The 22,447-nt window shown below is 71.6% G+C and carries 9 protein-coding genes; all 9 read right to left on the minus strand.

Annotation, left to right across the window (positions count from 1 at the left end; genetic code table 11):
- Nucleotide 1 precedes the first annotated feature (1 nt).
- Nucleotides 2-1,564 (minus strand): dipeptide ABC transporter ATP-binding protein, encoded by a 1,563-nt coding sequence (locus Amac_RS11250; protein WP_155354277.1) that lies wholly within the window; start codon nucleotides 1,562-1,564, stop codon nucleotides 2-4.
- Entirely contained in the window at nucleotides 1,561-2,394 is an 834-nt protein-coding gene (locus Amac_RS11255) for an ABC transporter permease (RefSeq protein WP_155354278.1), read from the minus strand. Before Amac_RS11255 ends, Amac_RS11250 begins: the two co-directional genes overlap by 4 nt.
- On the minus strand, nucleotides 2,391-3,308 hold the full coding sequence (locus Amac_RS11260; protein ID WP_246268250.1) for an ABC transporter permease: 918 nt from the start codon (nucleotides 3,306-3,308) through the stop codon (nucleotides 2,391-2,393). The genes Amac_RS11255 and Amac_RS11260 overlap by 4 nt, the downstream gene beginning before the upstream one ends.
- Before the next feature lie 8 nt (nucleotides 3,309-3,316).
- Nucleotides 3,317-4,984 (minus strand): ABC transporter substrate-binding protein, encoded by a 1,668-nt coding sequence (locus Amac_RS11265; protein ID WP_218041010.1) that lies wholly within the window; start codon nucleotides 4,982-4,984, stop codon nucleotides 3,317-3,319.
- 111 nt (nucleotides 4,985-5,095) lie between these two features.
- A complete protein-coding gene (locus Amac_RS11270; RefSeq protein ID WP_155354280.1) occupies nucleotides 5,096-5,506 on the minus strand; it encodes a nuclear transport factor 2 family protein in 411 nt (136 codons plus the stop codon).
- Nucleotides 5,499-5,912, minus strand: a complete 414-nt coding sequence (locus Amac_RS11275) for an ester cyclase (protein WP_155354281.1) — start codon at nucleotides 5,910-5,912, stop codon at nucleotides 5,499-5,501. The genes Amac_RS11270 and Amac_RS11275 overlap by 8 nt, the downstream gene beginning before the upstream one ends.
- 8 nt (nucleotides 5,913-5,920) lie before the next feature.
- A complete protein-coding gene (locus Amac_RS11280; RefSeq protein ID WP_155354282.1) occupies nucleotides 5,921-6,694 on the minus strand; it encodes an SDR family NAD(P)-dependent oxidoreductase in 774 nt (257 codons plus the stop codon).
- Nucleotides 6,691-13,221, minus strand: coding sequence for a type I polyketide synthase (locus Amac_RS11285; protein ID WP_155354283.1), 6,531 nt, complete (start codon nucleotides 13,219-13,221; stop codon nucleotides 6,691-6,693). Before Amac_RS11285 ends, Amac_RS11280 begins: the two co-directional genes overlap by 4 nt.
- A 12-nt stretch (nucleotides 13,222-13,233) precedes the next feature.
- The gene (locus tag Amac_RS57260) at nucleotides 13,234-22,437 is read right to left on the minus strand and encodes a type I polyketide synthase (protein ID WP_170322434.1); all 9,204 of its coding nucleotides are present in this window, start codon (nucleotides 22,435-22,437) and stop codon (nucleotides 13,234-13,236) included.
- Nucleotides 22,438-22,447: the final 10 nt, after the last annotated feature.

The raw sequence follows: 22,447 nt of genomic DNA on the forward strand, positions 1-22,447 counted from the left end.
TTCACGCGCTCCGTTCCGGTGTGAGGGTGGGGACGGCGGCGAGCAGTTCCTTCGTGTACGGGTGCGCGGGCGACTCGAACACCTCGGCGGCGTCGCCGCTCTCCACGATCCGGCCGTCCTTCATGACCGCGATCCGGTCGCTGACGTGGCGGATGACGCCGAGGTCGTGGGAGATGAACAGCATGGCCACGCCCAGGTCCCGCTGGAGCGCGGCGAGCAGGTCGAGGATCTGGGCCTGGATGGAGACGTCGAGGGCGGACACCGGCTCGTCGCAGACGATCACGTCCGGCCTGGCGGCGAGGGCGCGCGCGATGGCGACCCGCTGGCGCTGGCCGCCGGACATCTCCAGCGGACGCCGTCCCAGCAGGGTGGCGGACAGGCCGACCTGGTCCAGGAGTTCGGCCACCCGGGCCGGGCGCGCGCGGCGCGGCAGGCCGGTCAGGGCCACCGCCTGGCCGAGGATGCGGCCCACCGTGTGCCGGGGGTCGAAGGAGCCGAGCGGGTCCTGGTAGACGGCCTGGATCCGGCGCCGCCTGGCCCGGCGGTCCCGCTCCGGGACGCCGCTCCACGGTTCGCCGCCCAGCAGGACCCGGCCCGCGTCCGGTTCCAGCAGGCCGAGCGCGATCCTGGCCACGGTGGTCTTGCCGGACCCGGACTCGCCGACCAGGCCGAGGGTCTCCCCCTCCCTGAGCTCGAACGAGACGTCGTCGACCGCCTGCTGGTGGCCGTCGGGGGTGCGGAACCGCCGGGACACGCCCGCCACCGAGAGCAGCACGGGACCTCGCTCGCCCGGCGCCTTCGCGCGGGCGCCCGGCACGGCGGCCAGCAGCGCCCGCGTGTACGGGTGCCGGGGGCCCGCGAGGAGCTCGGCCGCCGGGCCCTCCTCGACGATCCGCCCCTCGTGCATGACCGCGATCCTGTCCGCCAGGCGGGCCACGGCGGCGAGGTCGTGGCTGATCAGCAGCAGCCCGGAGCCGGAATCCCTGAGGCGGCCGAGCAGGTCGAGGATCTGCGCCTGAATGGTGGCGTCGAGCGCGGTGGTGGGCTCGTCCGCGACCAGCAGGGACGGTCCCGCGGCGAGCACGGAGGCGATCAGGGCCCGCTGCCGGAGGCCGCCGGAGAGCTCGTGCGGGTGTTGCCTGGCGCGCCGCTCCGGATCGGGGATGCCCACCTCGGACAGCAGCGACAACACCCGGTCGGGACGTGCTGCCCGGTCCGCGATCCGATGCACGCGGAGGGTTTCGGCCACCTCGGCGCCGACGGTCCTGAGCGGGTCGAGCGAGACCAGCGCGTCCTGCAGGATGAGCCCGATCCGCCGCCCGCGCACGGCCCGCCAGCCGGTCTCGGTCAGCGCCGTCAGATCCTCGCCCTCGAAGGTGAACGCCCTGGCCCGGACCGCCGCCCGGTCCCCGGCCAGGCCGACCAGGGCGCGCGCGGTGACGCTCTTGCCCGAGCCGGACTCGCCCACGATGGCCAGGCACTCGCCCGGCGCGACCCGGAACGAGACGTCGCGCACGGCGGGCACGGCGCCGAAGGACACCTCCAGACCGTCGACCTGGATCATGACGTCCTCCGGGTGAAACGCCGCTGCGCGGCACGGCCGAGCACGTTGACGGCGATCACCGTGGCGGTGATCGCGGCGCCTGGGAACAGCCCGATCCACCAGGCGGTCGCCAGGAAGTCGCGGCCCTCCGCCAGCATCGCGCCCCATTCGGGGTCGGGCGGCTGCACCCCGAAGCCGAGGAAGCTCAGCCCGGACCCGGCGATGAGGGCGGTGCCGAAGCCGACGGTGGCGAGCACCAGCAGCGGGCCGACGGCGTTGGGCAGGATGTGGCGCGCGATCAGCGCCGGACGGCCGAGCCCGAGGCCTTTGGCCGCCTCGACGTAGCCGGACCGCCGGACCACCAGGGCCTCCGCGCGGACGATTCGCGCATACCCGGGGGTGAAGGCGACGGCGATGGCCAGCACCACGTTGGCCACGCCCCCGCCGAGCACGGTGATCACCAGGAGGGCGAGCAGCAGCTGGGGCAGCGAGAGCAGGATGTCCAGGACCCGGGTGACGACCTGGTCGGCCGCCCGGCCGCCGAGCGCCGCCGCCAGGCCGAGCAGCGCGCCGGCGGCGACGGCCAGCACGGTGGCGCCGAGGCCGAGCAGCAGGGACGGCCGGGCGCCGTGCACGACGCGGGTGAACAGGTCACGGCCGAGCTGGTCGGTGCCGAACCAGTGCCCCGCGCCGGGCGGCAGCAGCGCGTTCACGGGGTCGGTGGCGATCGGCGAGACGGCGGCGAGCAGTTCGGGAGCGGCGGCGGCGACCAGGATCGGGGCCAGGACCGCCCAGGCGAGCGGCAGCGACCAGCGCCGCCCGGGGGCCCGGGTGAGGGTGAGCGCCGTCATGCCCGCACCCGGGGGTCGATGACCCGGTACAGAAGATCGACGAGGTTGGAGATGACCACGAACACCAGCGCCGACAGCAGCACCACGCCCATCACCACCGGCATGTCCTTGTTGTCCACCGCCTGCAGCGTGAGCGCGCCGATGCCCGACCGGCCGAAGACCGTCTCCACCAGCACCGCCCCGCCGAGCAGGGTGCCCACCAGCCAGCCGGTGAGGGTGGCCAGCGACGACGCGGCGTGCCGGAGCGCATGGCGCAGCCGTACCGCCGTCTGGCTCAGGCCCCGCGCCCGGGCCGTGACGGCGAACGGCTGCGCCAGCGCGGCCTCCAGGCCCTCGCGCAGCACCTGGGCGAGGACCCCGGCGATCGGCAGCCCCAGCGTGAGCGCGGGCAGCACCAGCGCCGGGAGGTCCTGGGCGCCGATCACCGGGAAGATCGGGAGCTGGAAGGAGAACGCGGTCAGCAGCAGGATGCCCAGCCAGTAGGAGGGCAGCGAGACCGCCACCAGCTCCCAGGCGGTGGCCGCGGCCCGGACCTGGCGGCGCCGTCCCGCCGTCGCCACCGCGGAGACCAGGGCGATCAGCACGGCCGCCGCCATCGCGGCCGCGGCCAGCTGGACGGTCGGGCCGAGCTGGTCGCCGATCAGCTGCCAGACGGGCCGCTGCAGCTGGTAGGACGAGCCGAGGTCGCCGGTGACGACCCGGCCCAGGTAGGCGAGGTAGCGGGTCAGGGGCGGCTGGTCGAGGCCGAGCTCGGCGCTGATCTGGGCGCGCACCTCGGCCGAGGCGGTGGTGGCCGGGCCCAGCAGGGTCGAGACGGTGTCGCCGGGGATGAGCTGGAGGGAGACGAAGGCGAGGGTCGCGGCGCCGTACAGCACCGCGAGCCCCGCGCCGACGCGTTTCGCCAGGGTTCGCACCGTTGGTCTCACTGGGTGGTCTTGCCGAGCCAGACGTCGTAGAAGAGCGGCCAGGCGTTGGCGTCCAGGGTGAGCCCCCGGACCTGCTTGCCCAGGCCGAGCACCTGCGACTGGGTGTAGACGGGGATCACCAGGGCGAGGTCGACGGCGCGCTGCTGGGTGCGGCCGTAGACGTCCGCGCGGACGGCCTCGTCGAGGGTGGCCCTGCCCTGGTCGGTCCACTTGGTCAGGTCGGGGTCGTTGAGGAAGGTGGCGTTCTGGCCGCCCTCCTGCGGGCGGCTGGCGCCGTTGAACAGCAGCCACAGCACGTCCGGCTCGAACCGGGACCAGCTGTAGTCGGCCATGTCGGCCTTGCCGCCGTAGACGCGTTCCAGGTAGGTGCCGATGTCGGCCTGCGGGCGTTTGACCTCCACGCCGATCTTCTTCAGGTCGGCCTGGAACGCCTGGCCGAGGATGTCCCGCTGGTCGCGGACGTACTGGGCGGGGAGCAGCGGCCAGTCGACGACCAGGCGCTTGCCGTCCTTGACGCGGTAGCCGTCGGCGTCCCTGGCGGTCCAGCCGGCCTCGTCGAGCAGCTGGTTGGCCAGCGCCGGATCGTACGGCCAGCTGTTCTCCAGCGCCGTGTTGTAGCCGGGCGTGGTCGGGGCCAGCGGGCTCCAGGCGCGCTTGAAGTGGCCGAAGTAGAGCGCCTTGACGTTGGTGTCGATGTCGAGGCCGCGCTGGAGCGCCTTGCGGACCTTCTCGTCGTTGAGCGGGGCCTTGGAGGCGTTCAGGTAGATGCTGTAGTTGCCGCCGGGATAGTCGGCGTTGAGCAGGGTCAGGGCGGCGTTGCCGTCGATGGTCCCGGCGTTGGCCGGGGGGATCGCGGCGGCGACGTCGATCTGCCGGCTGGTCAGCGAGCCGACCCGGACCGAGGCCTCGGGCAGGAACCGCACGGTCAGCTTGTCCAGGTAGGCGGGCCCGGTGTGCACGGCCGTCTTCGGCGGCCAGGCGTAGGCGGGGTTGCGGGTGAAGACGGCCTGCTGGCCTTTGGCGTACTCGGTGAAGACGAAAGGACCGGTGCCCACCCCGACGGACCCGCCGGAGCCGAGTGTCGCGGCGTTGGCCGCGATCGTCTTGGGCGAGTAGAAGCCGAGGTAGGCGGTGCTGGCCGCCTGCAGGAAGGGCGCGAACGGCGCGGAGAACTCCACCGTCACCGTGTGCGGGTCGACGATCTTCGTTCCGGTGTACGGCCCGAGCAGGCTGGCGGCCAGCTGCGACTTGGTGGCCGGGTCGGCGATCCGGTCGAAATTGATCTTCACGGCTTCGGCGTCGAACGGCGTGCCGTCGTGGAACTTCACGTCTTTACGCAGGTGGAAGGTGTAGCTCTTCAGGTCGGGGGCGACCTCCCAGGATTCGGCCAGCCACGGGTGGAACTTCCCGGCGGCGTCCTCCGCGATCAGGGAGTCGAAGACGTTGCGCAGGATCGCTCCCGTGATGTCCTGGGAGCTGACGTGGACGTCGAAGGAGACCGGCTCGGTGTCGGCCGCGAACGTGAGGGCGCCGCCCTTGACCGGCGCGGCCGACGTGTTCCCCGCGCCGGAGGGTTCCGCCGGAGCGCCGCCGCAGGCGACGGCCAGGAAGACGGCCAGGCTCGCGATGGCGGCCTGCCGTGACAATCGAAATGTTCTGGGCACGTGCATTTCACCGCTCCGGCGGGGTCGGAAATAGTAATAAAAGGAAAACTGAATTCGACTTTCGCCGGAAGGCTATTGCGGGCCGACCGGAGTGGATACCCCTAGAAGCCCCTAACCGGTATTCTCGGCGGCCCGTGGATATCGCGGCACGGAAACGCGCCGCCCGATTCGCCAGCCGCCCGGCGTGCGTTCGAGGACGTCCAGGTAGTCGCCGTTGTGCACGCTGCCGTCGGGGAGGATGGCGAGATAGCGGCTGCGTGCCCGGACGGTCCCGTCGGCGTCCACGGACACGTGCGTGTCGAGAGTATGGTGGTCAGGGGCGTCCGCGCCGAGGCCGACCGCGAGCTCGCCGATGGCGGCCAGCCCTTCGATGGTGCGGCCCGCTCCCCGGGTCAGCTCGATCACCGCGTCCTCGGTGAAGACCAGGCCCAGATCGGCGACCTCCTTGTTGTCGAAGACGTGCGCGAACAGGGCGAGGGTCTGGCGAATGTTCCCGACATCCTCGGGCGACAATTCATCCATTTGCCGGGGAAATCTGCTGGAGAATGCCAAGCCGGTCCGGCAGCACGTTGTAGCGCACGATCTTCTCGGCCCGGAACGTGAGCCAGCTGATGCTGCTGCCGATGAAATGGCGGCCGCTCGGCGGGGCGCCGAAGAGCGGCTGGCGCTGGACGCCCTCGATCCGCCAGAAGACCACCACCCGGTCGCCCTCCGCGACCAGATCGGTGACGGTCGCCTTGACGCCCTCGACCGTGTCCCAGACGCCCTGGACGTGGTCGCGGAAGTCGTCCCGGCCGCCCCTGCCGCCCTGGACCGTCTCGTCGACCGCGTCCTCGGCGACCAGTTCGTCCAGCAGTTCCGGGCGGCGGAGCGTGATCAGCTCCTCGTACAGCCGCCGGGCGGTTTCCTTGTTCTGTTCGACGCTCATGAACGCTCCTATCGGGGTGAGTCGCCCGGGTACGCGGGCGGGAGGAGGATGCCGTTGTTGGCGCTGAGGCCGCCGTCGACGGGGATGGTGACGCCGGTCACGTACGAGGCCGCGGGGGAGGTCAGGAACCAGACGACCTCGGCCTGCTCGCGCGGCTGCGCCCAGCGCCGCTGCGGGATGCGCTCGGTCACGGCAGGGCCGAGCGTGGGATGGGCGAGCACTCCGGCGGTGAGCGCGGTCACCGTCCCGCCGGGGGCGATGGCGTTGATCCGGATGTTCTCCACCGCGTAGTCGATCGCCAGCCCGCGCACCAGATTGACCAGGGCCGCCTTGGACGCGTTGTACGCCCAGGTGACCGGATCGCCGCCGAGCCCGGAGATCGAGGAGGTGACCACGACGGAGCCGCCCCCGGACGCGCGGAGCGCGGGCAGCGCGGCCCGCACGCCCAGGACCGCGCCGCGCACGTTGACGGCGAGGATCCGGTCGAACCGCTCGATCGCGCCCGGCGACTCCAGCGGGCCTGCGCCGCTGACGCCCGCGTTCAGGACGACCGCGTCCAGCCGCCCGAACCGGTCGAGCGCGAGGTCGACCAGGGCGGCGTTGGTCTCCTCGGTGGACACGTCCCCGGCCAGCGTGGCGATACCGTCGCCGGCCAGTTCGTCCAGGCCCGCCTTGTCGACGTCGACGGCCACCACCCGCGCGCCCCGCTCGGCGAACAGCTCCACGGTGGCTCTGCCGATCCCGGCGGCGGCGCCGGTGACGGCCACGACCTGTACGCTCATGTGCTCCTCTTCTCGATGGATTCGATCCAGTCGCGTACGGCCGCGACGGTGGTGTCCGAGTGCTCTTCCAGCACGGTGAAGTGGTCGCCCGGCACGTCGGCGGTCTCGTGCGGCAGCGGCCAGAAGGCCCGCCAGTCGAGCCGGCCGGTGGGGTCGACGATGGTGCCGCGCAGCGGCTGTTCGGCGCGGACGACCAGGGTGGGGGCGTCGATCGGCTTGGGCTCCCACCCGGCCAGGATCCGGCCGTAGCCGCCCATGGTGGTGAGGCTGGCGTCGCTCCACACCATGCGGTAGCGCTCGATGCGCTCCAGCATTCCGGTGAGCATCGCCTTCAGCCACCAGTCCCGCATGCCCTCCAGCGACGCGCTCTCGATCGGGTAGGAGTCGATCAGCACCAGGCCCGAGGCGGGCACTCCCCGGTTCTCCAGCTCGGCCGCCACCGAGTGCGCCACGCAGCCGCCCATCGACCGGCCCACGATCGTGTACGGGCGGTCGCCGACCAGCCGGGCCACCGTGTCGGCGTGCATCCGGATGAACGTCTCCTCGCTGTCCGGGAGCAGGTCGTCCTGGTCATAGCCGGGGGACGGAAGGACGTGGACGTCGCGCTCGCCGGTGAAGGCGTGGCCGAAGCGGGCGTACTCGTGCGGGCCGGAGATAGCGCTGACGGCTGGGAAGCAGATGAGCGCGATCGGCGCGGGGCCCTCGGCGAGACGGATCGGGTCCAGCGTGTGGTCCTTGGCCTGCCCGGCGGTGAAGCTCGACCTCAGGTGCGAGGCCACGCCGATCAGCTCGGCCGCCGCCGCGTACTCGCCCTTGGCGCACAGCCGCCGGTAGAGGTCGGCGAGCGGGCCCTGCGGTGCCGTCTCGGCGGGTTCCGGCTCGGGCGCGGTGGCCAGTCTCGTCAGCAGGTACGCGGTGAGGGCGCCGGTGGTGCCGTGGTCGAAGGTGACCGTGGCGGGGAGCCGCAGGCCGGTCACCGTGTCGAGCCGGTTGCGCAGTTCGACGGCGGTGAGGGAGTCGAGGCCGAGGTCGTTGAACGGGCGGTCCGGCGCGATCGTGGCGGCGTTCGCGCCGAGCACTGCGGCCACCTCGACCGTGACCGCCTCTAAGGCGGCCTCCGCGCGGCGTTCTCCCGGGAGTCTGGCCAGGCGGTGGGCGAGCACCGGGCCTGTCTCTGCGCGGGTGCGGGCAGAGCGCCGTACCGGGCGGATCAGGGCGCGCAGCAGCGCGGGCGGCGGTTCGTCGCGTGGTCGCAGGTCGAGGCGGGCCGGGACGAGGACCGGCTGGTCCAACCGGAGCGCCGCGTCGAACAGGGTCAGCCCTTCTTCGGTGGTCAGCGCGCCAAGACCGGCGCGGGCCGCGCGGGCCCGGTCGGCGTCGGTGAGGTGGGCGGTGACGCCGGTCGGCCGCTCCCACAGGCCCCAGGCCAGCGAGACTCCCGGCAAGCCGAGCGCGCGGCGGTGTGCGGCCAGCGCGTCCAGGAAGGCGTTGGCGGCGGCGTATCCCCCTTGGCCGGGGCCGCCGAGCAGGCTCGCCCCCGACGAGTAGAGGACGAAATCGGCTAAATCGTGGTCGCGGGTCAGCTCGTGCAGCGCCCACGCGGCGTCCATCTTGGGGCGCAGTACCCGGCTCACCTGTTCCGGGGTCAGCGACTCGATCAGGCCGTCGTCCACCACGGCGGAGGCGTGCACGACCGCCGTCAGCGGGTGCCTCGCCGGGATCGCGGCCAGCACGGCGGCCAGTGCCGCACGGTCGGCGGCGTCGGCCGCGGCCATGGTCACCTGGGTGCCGAGCGCGGTCAGTTCGGCCGTGAGCTCGGGGGCCAGCCGGCCTCGCCTGCCGAGCAGCACGAGGTGGCGGATGCCGCGCGTGGTCGCCAGGTGGCGGGCGAGCTCCCCCGCCAGGGCGCCGGTGCCGCCGGTGATCAGCACGGTCCCCTCAGGGTTCCAGTCCCGGCCGCCGTCCCCGGCGGAGGCCCGGGTGAGGCGTGGCGCGAGCACCTTCCCGTTTCGTACGGCGAGCTGGGGTTCGCCGGAGCCGAGCGCGGCGGCCACCGCCCAGCGGATGGCGTCGGGCCCGGAGGCGGCGACGTCGACCAGGGCGATCCGGCCGGGGTGCTCGGCCTGGGCGGACCTGATCAGGCCCCAGATGGGCGCGATCACCAGGTTCGGGCTCTCCTCGGTGGTGGTGGCGACGGCGTACCTGGTCACCACCACGAGGCGGGACGAGCCGTCGCGCTCGGCGGCCAGCCATTCGCGCACGCGGTCGAGGACCCGGTTGATGTGGGCGCGCACGGCCGCCTCGGGTTCGAGGTCGCGGAATTCCGCGCCGGTGACCTGGACCACGTAGGCGGGTTCTTCCGCGGTCGTGGCTTCGACTTCCGTCCAGACCGGTTGGAACAGGGCGTCGTGCGCGGCGGGCCGCAGGCGCTCGGCGGCGACCAGCCTGGCCCTGAGCGACGCCACGCTCACGACCGGGGCTCCGGACGCGTCGGCGGCGTGGAGGGACAGTTCCTCGGTGCCGCGCGGGGTGAGCCGGACCCGGAGGGCGGCCGCGCCGGAGGCGTGCAACCGCACCCCGCCGTAGGCGAAGGGCAGGCGGTTCTGGCCTGGCGGGCTGTCCCGCAGCCCGTGATGGGCCACGATGTGCAGGGCGGCGTCGAGCAGGGCGGGGTGAATGCCGAAGCGTGCGGCGTCGGCGTGCTCCGGCTCGGCCAGCTCCACCTCGGCCAGGAACTCGTCCCCGGCACGCCAGGCGGCGCGCAGTCCCTGGAAGGCGGGTCCGTAGGTGAGACCAGCGCTCGCCAGCGTCTGGTAGACGTCATCAACCTCGACCGGGATCGCCCCTTCCGGCGGCCATACCTCGAACTGGCCGCGAAGCGTGGCTACTCCCTGGGACCAGACCTCCGAATGCACCTCGGTACCAGGCTCAGGTACTCCCTGTGCCTGGGCGTCCGGCTCAGGTACCCTCCGCGTTTCGGCATCAGGCCCAGGTACTCCCCGCATTCGGGCATCAGGCCCAGGTACTCCCCGCGTTCCGGCATCAGGCCCAGGTACTCCCCGCGTTCCGGCATCAGGCCCAGGTACTCCCCGCGTTCCGGCATCAGGCCCAGGTATTTCCTGTGCCCCGGCATCAGGCTGCGGGCCTCCTTGCGGAAGGATCTCCAGCTGGGCGGGGCGGACGCCTTCCGGCGGTCTCGCCTCCGGGTGGGTGCCGGTCAGGAATCCGGCGGCGTTCCGGGTCCAGGCGGTGGTTCCTTCCTGGCGGGAGTGGATGGTGACCGGGCGGCGGCCGGAGTCGTCCGGGGTTCCGGTCGCGACCTGGACGTCTACCGAGCCCTGGTCGGGGAGCACCAATGGGGTCTCGATCACGAGTTCGTCGAGGGTGTCGAGGCCTGTCTCGTCGCCTGCTCGGACGGCGAGTTCCAGCAGGGCGGTGCCGGGCACGATGACGGTGCCCATGACGGCGTGGTCGGCCAGCCATGGGTGGGTGCGCAGTGAGATCCTGCCCGATAGCAGGACGCCGTCGGCGTCGGCGAGCACGGCGGCGGCGCCCAGCAGCGGGTGGCCTGCGGCGGTCAGACCGAGGGCTGCTGGGTCGGCCAGGTGTTGCGCGGGGGGTTCCAGCCAGTAGCGGCTGTGCTGGAAGGCGTAGGTCGGGAGGTCGACTTTTCGTGCTTGGGGGAAGACGGCGTTCCAGTCGATCGTGCGGCCGTGGATGTGCGCGTGGCCGAGCGCGAGCAGGGCGGTGACGTCTTCAGGCCGATCCTTGCGCAGCACCGGGGCCAGGACCCGGCCCTCGGGAAGCGACTCGCGAGCCATCCCGGACAGGACCCCATCCGGTCCCAATTCCAGAAATGTCGTGACTCCGGCGGCGTCCAGGGCAGTTATGGCGTCGGCGAAGCGGACGGGCTCGCGTACCTGCCGTACCCAATAATCCGGGTGAGTGACGGTTGTGATCCGGCCGGTCAGTGTCGACACCAGCGGGATCGAAGGCTCGCTGAAGGTCACCGATTCCAGGATTTGCCGGAATTCGCCGAGCATGGGTTCCATCCGGGCCGAATGGAACGCATGGCTGACCGCCAACCGCCGAGTCCGCCGCTTCCACGAAGCAACCACGGCCTCGACCGCGTCCTCATCACCCGTGATCACCAGCGAGCCAGGCCCGTTGATCGCCGCGATCTCGACGCCCGCGGGAACTTCGTCCTCGCTTGCCTCGATCGCGGCCATCGCCCCACCGGACGGCAGCGCCTGCATCAACCGGCCCCGCGCGGCCACCACCTTCGCCGCATCGGTCAGCGACCACACCCCGGCCACATGCGCCGCCGCCAACTCCCCAATCGAATGACCCACCAGAAAATCCGGAAATATCCCCCACGACTCCAACAGCCGGAACAGCCCGACCTGCAACGCGAACAAGCCCGACTGCGTATAGACGGTCTGATCCAGCAGCCCAGCCGAACCGAACACCACGTCCCGAACCGAAAGCCCGCCCAGCTCACCGACTGCGCCGCCCGGCACGTCAGCGGACGCCACGCCTGGCGCACCCCCGACCAGAACCCCGGCCAGATGGGCGTCCAACTCCTTGACCGCCGCGTCGAAAGCCTCGGCGAACACCGGGAAACGCTCGTAAAGCTCCCGGCCCATCCCCTCCCGCTGACTTCCCTGACCGGTGAACAGATACGCCAACGCCCGACCAGGACGACCGCTGACCACCTGACCCGAGGGCTCACCCGCCGCCAACGACCGCAACCCCGCCAGCAACTCCCCACGGTCACCGGCAACCACCACCGCACGCTCATCCAGAACCGCACGACCACGCGCCAGCGAATAACCCACATCCGCCGGATCAAGATCAGCTACCACGAACTCGGCCAACCGCGCCGCCTGCCCACGCAAACCCGCGAGACCACGCCCCGAGACCACCCAAGGCACCAGACCGCCCGCCGACCACCGCGAAGCCAACTCCGGCAATGCCGCATCGACACCGGGACGGCCGATGCCTTTCAACACGGACCCGGGCTCGGACCCTGCCACAGACGCGGCCTTGGGCCCCGCCACAGACGCGGCCTTGGGCCCCGCCACGGACCCCGCCGACAACCCTGACCCGGACGCGACCTCGGGCGACGACAACGGCGACAGCGGCTCCGACGGCGGCTCTTCGATGATTACGTGGGCGTTGGTGCCGCTCACGCCGAACGCGGACACCCCGGCCCGGCGGGTTGCGCCGGAACGCCATTCGCGCGCCTCCGTCAGCAGCTGCACCGATCCGGCCGACCAGTCGACATACGGCGACGGCTCATCCACATGCAACGTCCGCGGCAGCAACCCATGCCGGATCGCCTGCACCACCTTGATCACACCACCGACCCCCGCCGCCGCCTGCGCGTGACCGATGTTCGACTTCAGTGAACCGAGCCACAACGGATGGCCAGGATCACGGCCCTGGCCGTACGTCGCGATGATGGCCTGGGCTTCGATCGGGTCGCCGAGGCTGGTTCCGGTGCCGTGTGCCTCCACCAGGTCCACGTCCGAAGCCGACAGCCGGGCGGCGGCCAGTGCCTGCTGGATCACCCGCTGCTGGGACGGGCCGTTCGGCGCGGTCAGCCCGTTGGAGGTGCCGTCCTGGTTCACCGCCGTCCCACGTACGACCGCCAGCACCTCGTGGCCCAGCCGGAGAGCGTCCGAAAGCCGCTCCACCAGCAGGAACCCGACCCCTTCCGCCCAGCCGGTGCCGTCCGCCGCACGCGCGAACGCCTTGCAGCGGCCGTCGGCCGACAGCCCCCGCTGGCGGGAGAACTCCACGAACCCCTGCGGGGTCGCCATCACCGACACGCCCCCGGCCAGCGCGAGATCCGACTCCCCCGACCGCAGCGACTGCACCGCCAGATGCAACGCGACCAGCGACGACGAGCAGGCCGTGTCCACCGTCACCGCCGGACCCTCGAACCCGAACGAGTACGCGATCCGCCCCGACGCCACGCTGCGCAGGGTCCCGATGCCCAGCTGTCCCTCCAGCTCCACCGGCAGGCCCGGCCCGACACCGTAGTCACCCCCGGCGAGCCCGGCGAACACGGCGGTACGGCTCCCGCGCAGCGCCCCCGGATCGATCCCCGCCCGCTCGAACGCCTCCCACGCGGTCTCCAGCAGCAACCGGTGCTGCGGGTCGGTGGCCAGTGCCTCCCGGGGCGAGATCCCGAAGAACTCCGCGTCGAACCCCGCCGCATCCGCCAGGAAGCCCCCGTGCCGGGTGTAGGAGGTGCCGGGATTGTCGGGGTCAGGGTCGTACAGGGCGTCGAGATCCCAGCCCCGGTCGGCGGGGAACGCGGTCACCGCGTCGCGCCCGGTCGCGACCAGATCCCACAGGTCCTCGGGCGAGGCCACGCCGCCGGGGAACCGGCAGGACATGCCCACGATCGCGACCGGCTCCCGGCGCGCGGACTCCACCTCGTGGAGCCGGGCCCGCAGGCTCTGCACATCGGCGATGGCGCGCTTCAGATAGTCGCGAAGCTTGTCGTCGTCGGCCATGGAAAGCGCTCCTCAAAGCGAATCGTGGTCGAGAAGCTGGAAGAGCTCCTCGTCGGTGGCGGAGTCGAGGTCGACTGCGGTGCCCGGAGCGGCGGCGGTTCCCCACTGATCAAGCAGCCGCCGCATCCTGGCCAGCAGCTCTGGCTCGGCCCCGGCGGCGAGCACGGTCTCCAGGTAGTCGAGGGAGGCGTTCGCGGACGGGAACCTGACGGCCGCGCCGGACAGCTCGTCCCTGAGGTAGCCCGCGATCGCGGCCGGGGTCGGATAGTCGAAGACCAGCGTGGGCGGCAGCTGGAGGCCGGTGGCCGCGTTCAGCCGGTTGCGCAGGTCGACGGCGGTGAGCGAGTCGAGGCCCAGGTCGCGGAAGGGCCTGCCGAGTTCGACGGCGCTCCCCCCGTCGTGGCCGAGGACGACGGCGGACTCGGCGCGTACCAGGTCCAGGACCGCCTCGTCGAGTTCGGGCCCGCTCAGCGCGGTGATGGACCGGGGCGCCGGTTCCGGCGCGACCTCGGCGGCCCTGGTTCCGGGGGGCGCGGCATCCAGCCAGAACCGGCGCCGGTGGAAGGCGTAGGTCGGCAGTGGCACCCGGCGGCCTCCCGGGAACAGCGGCAGCCAGTCCACAGGGACACCTCGGACGTGCAGTTCGGCCAGCGAGGTGAGGAAACGGCCGAGGCCGCCCTGGTCGCGGCGGAGCGATCCGGCCACCACCGCGGGCGTGCCCGCGAGGGTCTCCTGGATCCCGGCGGTCAGCACGGGATGCGGGCTGACCTCGACGAACACGCCGTATCCCTGCTCGGCCAGGCCGCGCACGGCCGCGTCGAAACGCACCCGCTCGCGCAGGTTGGCATACCAGTAGCCGGCGTCCATCGGGGTATCGCCGAGCCAGTCCGCGGTAACCGTCGAGTAGAGCGGCACCCGGCCCGGACGCGGCCGGACCGGCGCGAGCGCCTCGCGCAACTCGGCCTCGATCCGCTCCACGTGCGCGGAATGCGAGGCGTAGTCCACGGGGATGAGCCGCGCCCTGACCTCCTCGTTCTTGTACGTCTCGACCAGCCCCGCCACCGCGTCCGCGTCCCCGGATATCACCACCTGCGCCGGACTGTTGACGGCCGCGATCGAGACGAGATCCCCCAGCCGGGGTTCCACGTCCTCCGGCGGCAGCGCGATCGACGCCATCGCCCCACTCCCGGCCAGCGCCAGAATGGCCCGGCTGCGCAACGCCACCACCCGCGCCGCGTCATCGAGGCTGAGAATGCCCGCAACGCAAGCCGCCGCGATCTCCCCCTGGCTGTGCCCCGCCACCGCATCCGGCCGCACCCCGTAGGACTCCCAGAGCGCGGCCAGCGACACCATCACCGCCCACAGCAGCGGCTGCACCACATCCACCCGCTCCGGCTCCGGCGCCCCAGGCGCGCCCCGCAACACCTCTTCAGGCGTCCAGTCCAGGTACGCCGAGAGTGCCCTCCCGCACTCCCCCAGCCGCCCGGCGAACACCGGGGCCTCGTCAAGCAACTCGACCGCCATCCCCGCCCACTGCGACCCCTGACCAGGGAAGACAAACACCACCTTGCCCTCGGCGTCGGCCACCCCCCGGACCACCCGCGACGACGACACACCCCCCGCCAGCGCCCGCAACCCGGCCCCGAACCCATCCGCACCACCGAGCACGACCGCCCGATGCTCCATTCCGGCCCGCGTCGTCACCAACGAGAACCCGACATCCACCGCGTCAACCGACTCGGCCAACTCCGCCAGCCGCGCAGCCTGCCCACCAAGCGCCTCAGCCGTCCTAGCCGAAATCGGCCAGGCCAAGACCCCGGCGACACCCGTCTCCGGCCCGCGAGCGACAGACGCCGACGTCGGATCAGGTTCCAAGGCAGCCGTCATTCCCTGGGACGTGGCCGAGACAGAAGCCGAGTCGGCAACCGTGACCGGGACCGAACCCGGGACCGAAGCCGGATTCGTGGCCGGAGCCGAACCCGTGACCGAAGCCGGATTCGTGACCGAAGCCGGATTCGTGACCGGAGCCGGATTCGTGACCGGAGCCGGATTCGTGACCGGAGCCGGATTCGTGACCGGAGCCGGATTCGTGACCGGAGCCGGATTCGTGACCGGAGCCGGATTCGTGGCCGGAGCCGGATTCGAAATAAAGGCAGAGGTCGGTGCCGGAACGGGGGCGGAGGTCGAGGCCAGGCCAGGGGCCGATTCCTGGGGCGGTGCCGGGGTGTGTTTCGGGGAGAAGGTGAGGTCTGGTGGGGCCTGCTCGATGATGACGTGGGCGTTGGTGCCGCTGACGCCGAAAGCTGAGATGCCCGCGCGGCGTGGGCCGCTGGAGTGCCACTCCCGGGGTTTGGTGAGCAGTTCGACCGCGCCGGCCGACCAGTCGACGTGCGGGGTGGGCTCGTCCACGTGCAGCGTCCTGGGGAGCACTCCGTGCCGGATGGCCTGGACCATCTTGATGACCCCGGCCGCTCCGGCCGCCGCCTGGGTGTGCCCGATGTTCGATTTGAGCGAGCCGAGCCAGAGCGGATCCCCGGGACGGTCCTGGCCGTACACCGCGATCAGCGCCTGCGCCTCGATCGGGTCGCCGAGCGTGGTGCCGGTGCCGTGGCCTTCCACGGCGTCCACCTGGCCGGGGGCGAGCCCGGCGTTGTTGAGCGCTTGGCGGATCACCCGCTGCTGCGATGGCCCGTTCGGCGCGGTGAGACCGTTGGAGGCGCCGTCCTGGTTGACCGCCGTGCCGCGCACCACGGCCAGCACCTGGTGGCCCAGCCGCCGGGCGTCGGCCAGCCGCTCGACCAGCAGCAGGGTCACCCCTTCCGCCCACCCGGTCCCGTCGGCGGCGCCCGCGTACGCCTTGCACCGCCCGTCGGCGGCCAGCCCGCGCTGGCGGGAGAACTCCACGAACACCGAAGGGGAGGCCATGACCGCGACCCCGCCCGCCAGCGCCAGATCCGACTCCCCCGACCGCAGCGACTGCACCGCCAGATGCAACGCGACCAGCGACGACGAGCAGGCCGTGTCCACCGTCACCGCCGGACCCTCGAACCCGAACGAGTACGCGATCCGCCCCGACGCCACGCTCCCCGCGTTGCCGTTGGCCAGATAGCCCTCCAGCGGCACGGGCGCCTCCCCCAGCCTGGGCGCGTAATCGTGGTACATCACTCCGGCGAAGACCCCGGTCCGGCTCCCGCGAAGGCTGTCCGGGTCGATCCCGGCGTGCTCGAACGCCTCCCAGGCGGTCTCCAGCAACAGCCGCTGCTGCGGGTCGGTGGCCAGCGCCTCCCGGGGCGAGATCCCGAAGAAGGCGGCGTCGAACTCGGCCGCGTCATGCAGGAACCCCCCAGACCGGGTGTACGAGGTGCCCGGATTGGCCGGGTCCGGATGGTAGAGAGCCTCCAGATCCCACCCTCGATCGACCGGAAAGTCCGTAATCGCGTCCCCACCCGATTCGACCAGCCGCCACAGGTCATCGGGACTGGCGATCCCCCCGGGAAGCCGACACGCCATCCCAACGATGGCGATCACATCCTCAGAAGCATCCACCCGCCCGCCGCCGCCACGGCCCTCCATCCGACCGCCGATACGCCCGCCAGCTTCCCCACCGCTCCGCCGACCAGCTTCTCCGCCGCTCCCCCAGCCAGCTTCTCCACCGGTCGGCCCGTCGGCTCCGCCGCCGGTTTGATTGCCAGCGTCCCTGCCAACTTCGCCGCCAAATTCCCCGCCAGCCCGTCCAGCACTCTGTCCAGCGCTTTCTCCTCCGTCCCGTCCAGCGGTCTGCCCGCCGGTTTGTACGACTTCGAGTTGGGCGCGCAGGTGATCCACGACCGCGGCCGGGGTCGGATGGTCGAAAGTCAAGGTGGCGGGGAGTCTCAGACCGGTGGCCGTGTTGAGGCGGTTGCGCAGTTCGACCGCCATCAGCGAATCGAGTCCCAGGTCGTTGAACGCGCGCTGGGCGGGCACCGACTTGGTGCCGAGGACCGCCCCGGCCTCGGCCCGGACCAGGGCCAGCAGGGCCTCCGCACGGGCGGTCTCGTCGAGCGCAGCCAGCCGCCGTACCAGCGGGAGTTCAGGCGCGGCGGCCCGGCGGGGGGCGCGGACGAGCCCGCGGAGCAGGGGCGCCTCGCCACCGGATCGCGGGTCGAGCGCGGCCGCGACCACGACGGGGTGCCCGAGCGAGAGCGCGGCGTCGAACAGCTCCAGGCCAGTCGCCGTCGGAAGCGCCCGCACGCCGCCCCGGGCCGCCCGGGCCCGGTCGGCCTCGCTGAGATGCGCGGTGACGCCGGTGCTCTCCGCCCAGAGCCCCCAAGCCAGCGACACGGCGGGCAGGCCAAGCGTGCGCCGATGCTCCGCCAGGGCGTCCAGGTAGGCGTTGGCCGCCGCGTAGCTCGCCTGCCCGGCGCTGCCGAGGATTCCGGCGACCGAGGAGTAGAGCACGAACCAGGCCAGGTCGAGATCCTTGGTCAGCTCGTGCAGGTGCCAGGCGGCGTCCGCCTTGGGACGCAGCACGGCCGCGACTCGGTCGGGGGTGAGCGAGGTCAGCACCCCGTCGTCGACGATTCCGGCGGTGTGCGCGACGGCGGTCAGCGGATGCTCGGGCGGAATGGCGGCGAGCACAGTTTCAAGGAAGCCGCGGTCGGCCGCGTCTCCCGCGAGAATATCGACGCGAGCGCCCAGCGCGGCCAACTCATCTCTCAGATCACTCGCGCCGGGGGCGTGCGCGCCACGACGACTGGTCAGCACCAGATGCCGTACGCCGTGCCGCACCACCAGATGCCTGGCAAGCAGGCGACCGAGCCCACCCGTGCCACCAGTGATCAACACCGTCCCATCCGGGTCGAACGGCTTGGCGCTGATGGCCAACTCCCCACCCGGATCAAGCAGCTTGCCGTGCCTCGCCAGCTCCTCACCGGGATCGACCCGCTCGGCGCGGCTTCCCGATTCCCCTCCCGGACCGGCCGGCTTGCCGTGGCTCCCCACTCCCCCATCCCCGTCGAGGGGCTTGACCCGACTCGCCGTGTCCGCCGCCCGCACCAATCGGGGCACCAGGATCCGCTCCCCGCGTACGGCGAGTTGAGGCTCGTCGGCGGGGATCGCGGGCACGTCACCGTCGATCAGGACGATTCGTCCTGGATGCTCCGTTTGGGCCGAACGGACCAGCCCCCAGACCGCCGCCGCTCGCGGATCGACGGCATCACCGGGGAGAGCGGAGACGGCGTTCCTGGTCCGCACGACCACCACGGATTCCGACGAATCACCGAGACGGCGGCTCAGCTCGGCCAGCACCCGGTTGACCAGGTCGTGTACGTCCCCGCTAAGCGGCTCGTCGATCACATCGACGGGGTCAGTGGCGGAGGTGGTGGTGGAAACGTCGACCCAGTCCACCCGGTAGAGATCCTGCCGTGGAGCCGACCGGAGCGTGTCCGGGTCGATCGGCCTGGACCGGAGCACGTCAACTGAGACCACAGGCGCGCCAGTGACGTCGGCGACCTCCACGGCCCACGCGTCGGATCCCGCCGGGGTCAGCCTGACCCGTGCGGTGGTGGCCCCGGAGGAGTACGCGCGGACACCCTGCCAGGCGAAGGGCAGCAGGACCCGGCTCTGGTCGGCGGCGACATGAAGGGCAGCGTCGAACAGCGCGGGATGAACACCAAAACGAGCGGCATCGGAGTGCTCACCCTCCCGAAGAACCACCTCAGCGAAGATCGTCTCACCACGCCGCCATGCGCCCGTCACACCCTGGAACGCAGGACCGTAATCGAGCCCGGCAACGGCCAACCCGTCGTAGAGCCCCCGGACATCGACTGCTTCGGCATCCGCGGGCGGCCATTCAACCAGGCCGAAGCCCCCACGACCGGAGCCCTCGGCGCCAAAGTCCTCACGCGCGCCCCCCTGACCACCGGAAACACCACTCGCATTCCCCGTGCCGCCGGAAGCCCTACGCGTAACCTCGTGACCACCGGAGCCCTCAGGTGCAATCTCGTGACCGCCGGAAACGCCATGTGCGACCCCCTCACCGCCGGAACCCTCACGCGCAACCTCGTGACCGCCGGAACCCTCACGAGCGACCCTTTTACCGCCGGAGTCCCGAGTGGTGGAATCCCGACGGGCGGTGTGCTGGTGAGGGGGCTGGTGGTCGGTGGTGGTGATGCGGCCGGTGGCGTGTCTGAGCCATTCGCCGCCGTCGAGCCGGGAGTGGATGGCGACGTCGAGATGCTCGACGGAGACCTGGATTTCCGCTGTGTCGTGATCCGGGAGCACTAGCGGGGTCTCGATCACCAGCTCGTCCAGGGTGCTGCCGCCCGCTTCGTTCAGTGCCCGGAGGGCGAGTTCCACCAGGGCGGTGCCAGGAAAGACCGGTGTTCCGGCGATGGCGTGGTCGGCGAGCCAGGGGTGTGAGCGGGTGGAGATCCTGCCGGTGAGCAGCACGCCGCCGCCGGCCAGGTGCACGACGCCGTCCAGCAGCGGGTGATCGGATGCACCGTTGGGCGGCGCTTGCGGAACGTCGAGCCAGTAGCGCTGCCGTTGGAACGGATAGGTGGGCAGATCGGCCTTTCTCGCTCCCGGGAATACGGCGTTCCAGTCGATCCGGCGGCCGTGGATGTGGGCGTGGCCGAGCGCGAGCAGGGCGGATTCGTCCTCGGGACGACCCTTGCGCAGCACGGAAGCGATCACGCGCTCATCCGGAAGCGACTCCCGCGCCATCCCGGCCAGAACCCCATCAGGTCCCAATTCCAGAAATGTCGTGACACCTGCGGCATCCAGAGTGTTCACGGCATCGGCGAACCGGACCGGCTCCCGCACCTGCCGCACCCAATAATCCGGGTGAGTGACGGTTGTGATCTGACCGGTCAACGTCGACACCAGCGGGATCGAAGGCTCGCTGAAGGTCACCGATTCCAGGATTTGCCGGAATTCGCCGAGCATCGGTTCCACCCGGGCCGAATGGAACGCATGGCTGACCGTCAAACGCCGAGTCCGCCGCCCCCGAGCGGCGAACTCGGACACCGCTGCCGCGACCGCGTCCTCATCACCGGTGACCACCACCGACGAAGGACCATTAATCGCCGCGATCTCGACCCCCTCGGGAACCTCCTCCTCGACCGCCTCAATCGCCGCCATCGCCCCACCAGGCGGCAACCCCTGCATCAACCACCCCCGCGCAGCTACCACCTTCGCCGCGTCCGCCAGCGACCACACCCCGGCCACATGCGCCGCCGCCAACTCCCCGATCGAATGACCCGCCAAATAATCCGGAAATATCCCCCACGACTCCAACAGCCGGAACAACCCGACCTGCAACGCAAACAGACCCGACTGCGTATAAACCGTCTGATCCAGTAACTCAGCCGAACCGAACACCACATCCCGAACCGAGACGCCGCTCAGATGAGCGTCCAGCTCTGCGACCGCCGCGTCGAAAGCCTCGGCGAACACCGGGAAACGCTCATACAGCTCCCGGCCCATTCCCTCTCGCTGGCTTCCCTGGCCAGTGAACAGATATGCCAGCTCGCCGCCCGTACCGCCGTGAATCACGCTGGCGGATGGTTCGTCGTTCGCCAGAGATCGCAGCCCGGCGATCAGGTCGTCGTGGTCGGTGGCGACCACGACCGCGCGCTCGTCGAGAACCGCGCGGCGGGTGGCCAGTGAGTGCCCCGCGTCCGTCTTATTCGGTTCTGTCGTGAGATATCCGGCCAGTTGAGCGGCTTGAGCGCGAAGGCCTGCGTGAGTTCGCCCAGAGAGCACCCATGGCACCGCACCTGTCACGGCAGCCGGCGCGGCTTCTTCCGTGATCGTCCCGATAGGCGATCGAGGGGACGACGACGAAGATGACACCACCGGAGCCGCTTCGATGATCACATGGGCGTTGGTGCCGCTCACCCCGAAGGCCGACACCCCGGCCCGCCGGGGCACGTCCGATAGCCATTCCTGGGCGCGAGTCAGCAGCCTTACCTGCCCGGCCGACCAGTCGACGTGCGGTGTCGGCTCGTCCACGTGCAGGGTCCGGGGCAGCAGGCCGCGCCGGATCGCCTCGATCGCCTTGATGACCCCGGCCACGCCCGCCGCCGCCTGGGTGTGCCCGATGTTCGACTTCACCGAGCCGAGCCAGAGCGGTCGGCTCGGATCACGCCCCTGGCCGTACGTGGCGAGCAGCGCGTGCGCCTCGATCGGGTCGCCCAGGGTGGTGCCGGTGCCGTGCGCCTCCACCAGGTCGACCTCGCCCGCCGACAGCCCGGCGGAGGCGAGCGCGCGCCGGATGACCCGCCGCTGTGCGGGCCCGTTCGGCGCGGTCAGGCCGTTGGAGGCGCCGTCCTGGTTCACGGCGGAGCCGCGTACCACGGCCAGCACCTCGTGGCCCAGCCTGAGCGCGTCCGACAGGCGTTCCACCAGCAGGAACCCGGCGCCTTCGGCCCAGCCGGTGCCGTCCGCGGCGCGGGCGAACGCCTTCACGCGGCCGTCGGGGGCCAGGCCGCGCTGCCGGGAGAACTCCACGAAACCGACCGGCGAGGTCATCACCGTCACCCCGCCCGCGAGTGCCAGGTCGGACTCTCCCGATCGCAGCGACTGGACGGCCAGGTGCAGGGCCACCAGCGAGGACGAGCAGGCGGTGTCCACCGTCACCGCCGGGCCCTCGAACCCGAACGTGTACGCGATGCGTCCCGACGCCACGCTCGCCGCCGTACCGATGCTCAGGTAGCCGTCGACGGCGGCGGGGACATAGGGAAGGCGCGCCGCGTAGTCCTGGCCGTTCATCCCGGCGAAGACGCCGGTGCGGCCGCCGCGCAGGGCGGACACGTCGAGGCCGGCCCGCTCGAACGCCTCCCAGGCGGTCTCCAGCAGCAGCCGCTGCTGCGGGTCGGTGGCCAGCGCCTCCCGCGGCGAGATCCCGAAGAACTCCGCGTCGAACTCCGCCACATCCGCCAGGAACCCGCCGTGCCGGGTGTAGGTGGTGCCGGGGCGGTCAGGGTTGGGGTCGTACAGGCGGTCCAGATCCCAGCCCCGGTCGTCCGGGAACTCGGAGACCGCGTCGACCTCGTCGGCCACCAGCCGCCAGAGGTCCTCGGGGGATCGCACCCCGCCCGGGAACCGGCAGGCCATCCCGATCACCGCGATCGGTTCGCTCTGGTCGTCCCGTACGCGCTGGAGCCGTTGCCGGGTTTCGTGCAACTCGGCGGAGACCCGCTTGAGCAGATGCCGGATCTGGTCGTCAGTCATCGTTGCCTCA

Origin of the sequence: Acrocarpospora macrocephala, assembly GCF_009687865.1 — a bacterium.
Taxonomy (GTDB): Bacteria; Actinomycetota; Actinomycetes; order Streptosporangiales; family Streptosporangiaceae; genus Acrocarpospora; species Acrocarpospora macrocephala.

Bases quoted from the DNA above. Each gene is read 5' to 3' on its own strand.
- Amac_RS11280 (WP_155354282.1), bottom strand. From the start codon at position 6,694: ATGAGCGTACAGGTCGTGGCCGTCACCGGCGCCGCCGCCGGGATCGGC.
- Amac_RS11255 (WP_155354278.1), bottom strand. From the start codon at position 2,394: ATGACGGCGCTCACCCTCACCCGGGCCCCCGGGCGGCGCTGGTCGCTG.
- Amac_RS11270 (WP_155354280.1), bottom strand. From the start codon at position 5,506: ATGGATGAATTGTCGCCCGAGGATGTCGGGAACATTCGCCAGACCCTC.
- Amac_RS57260 (WP_170322434.1), bottom strand. From the start codon at position 22,437: ATGACTGACGACCAGATCCGGCATCTGCTCAAGCGGGTCTCCGCCGAG.
- Amac_RS11275 (WP_155354281.1), bottom strand. From the start codon at position 5,912: ATGAGCGTCGAACAGAACAAGGAAACCGCCCGGCGGCTGTACGAGGAG.
- Amac_RS11250 (WP_155354277.1), bottom strand. From the start codon at position 1,564: ATGATCCAGGTCGACGGTCTGGAGGTGTCCTTCGGCGCCGTGCCCGCC.
- Amac_RS11285 (WP_155354283.1), bottom strand. From the start codon at position 13,221: ATGGCCGACGACGACAAGCTTCGCGACTATCTGAAGCGCGCCATCGCC.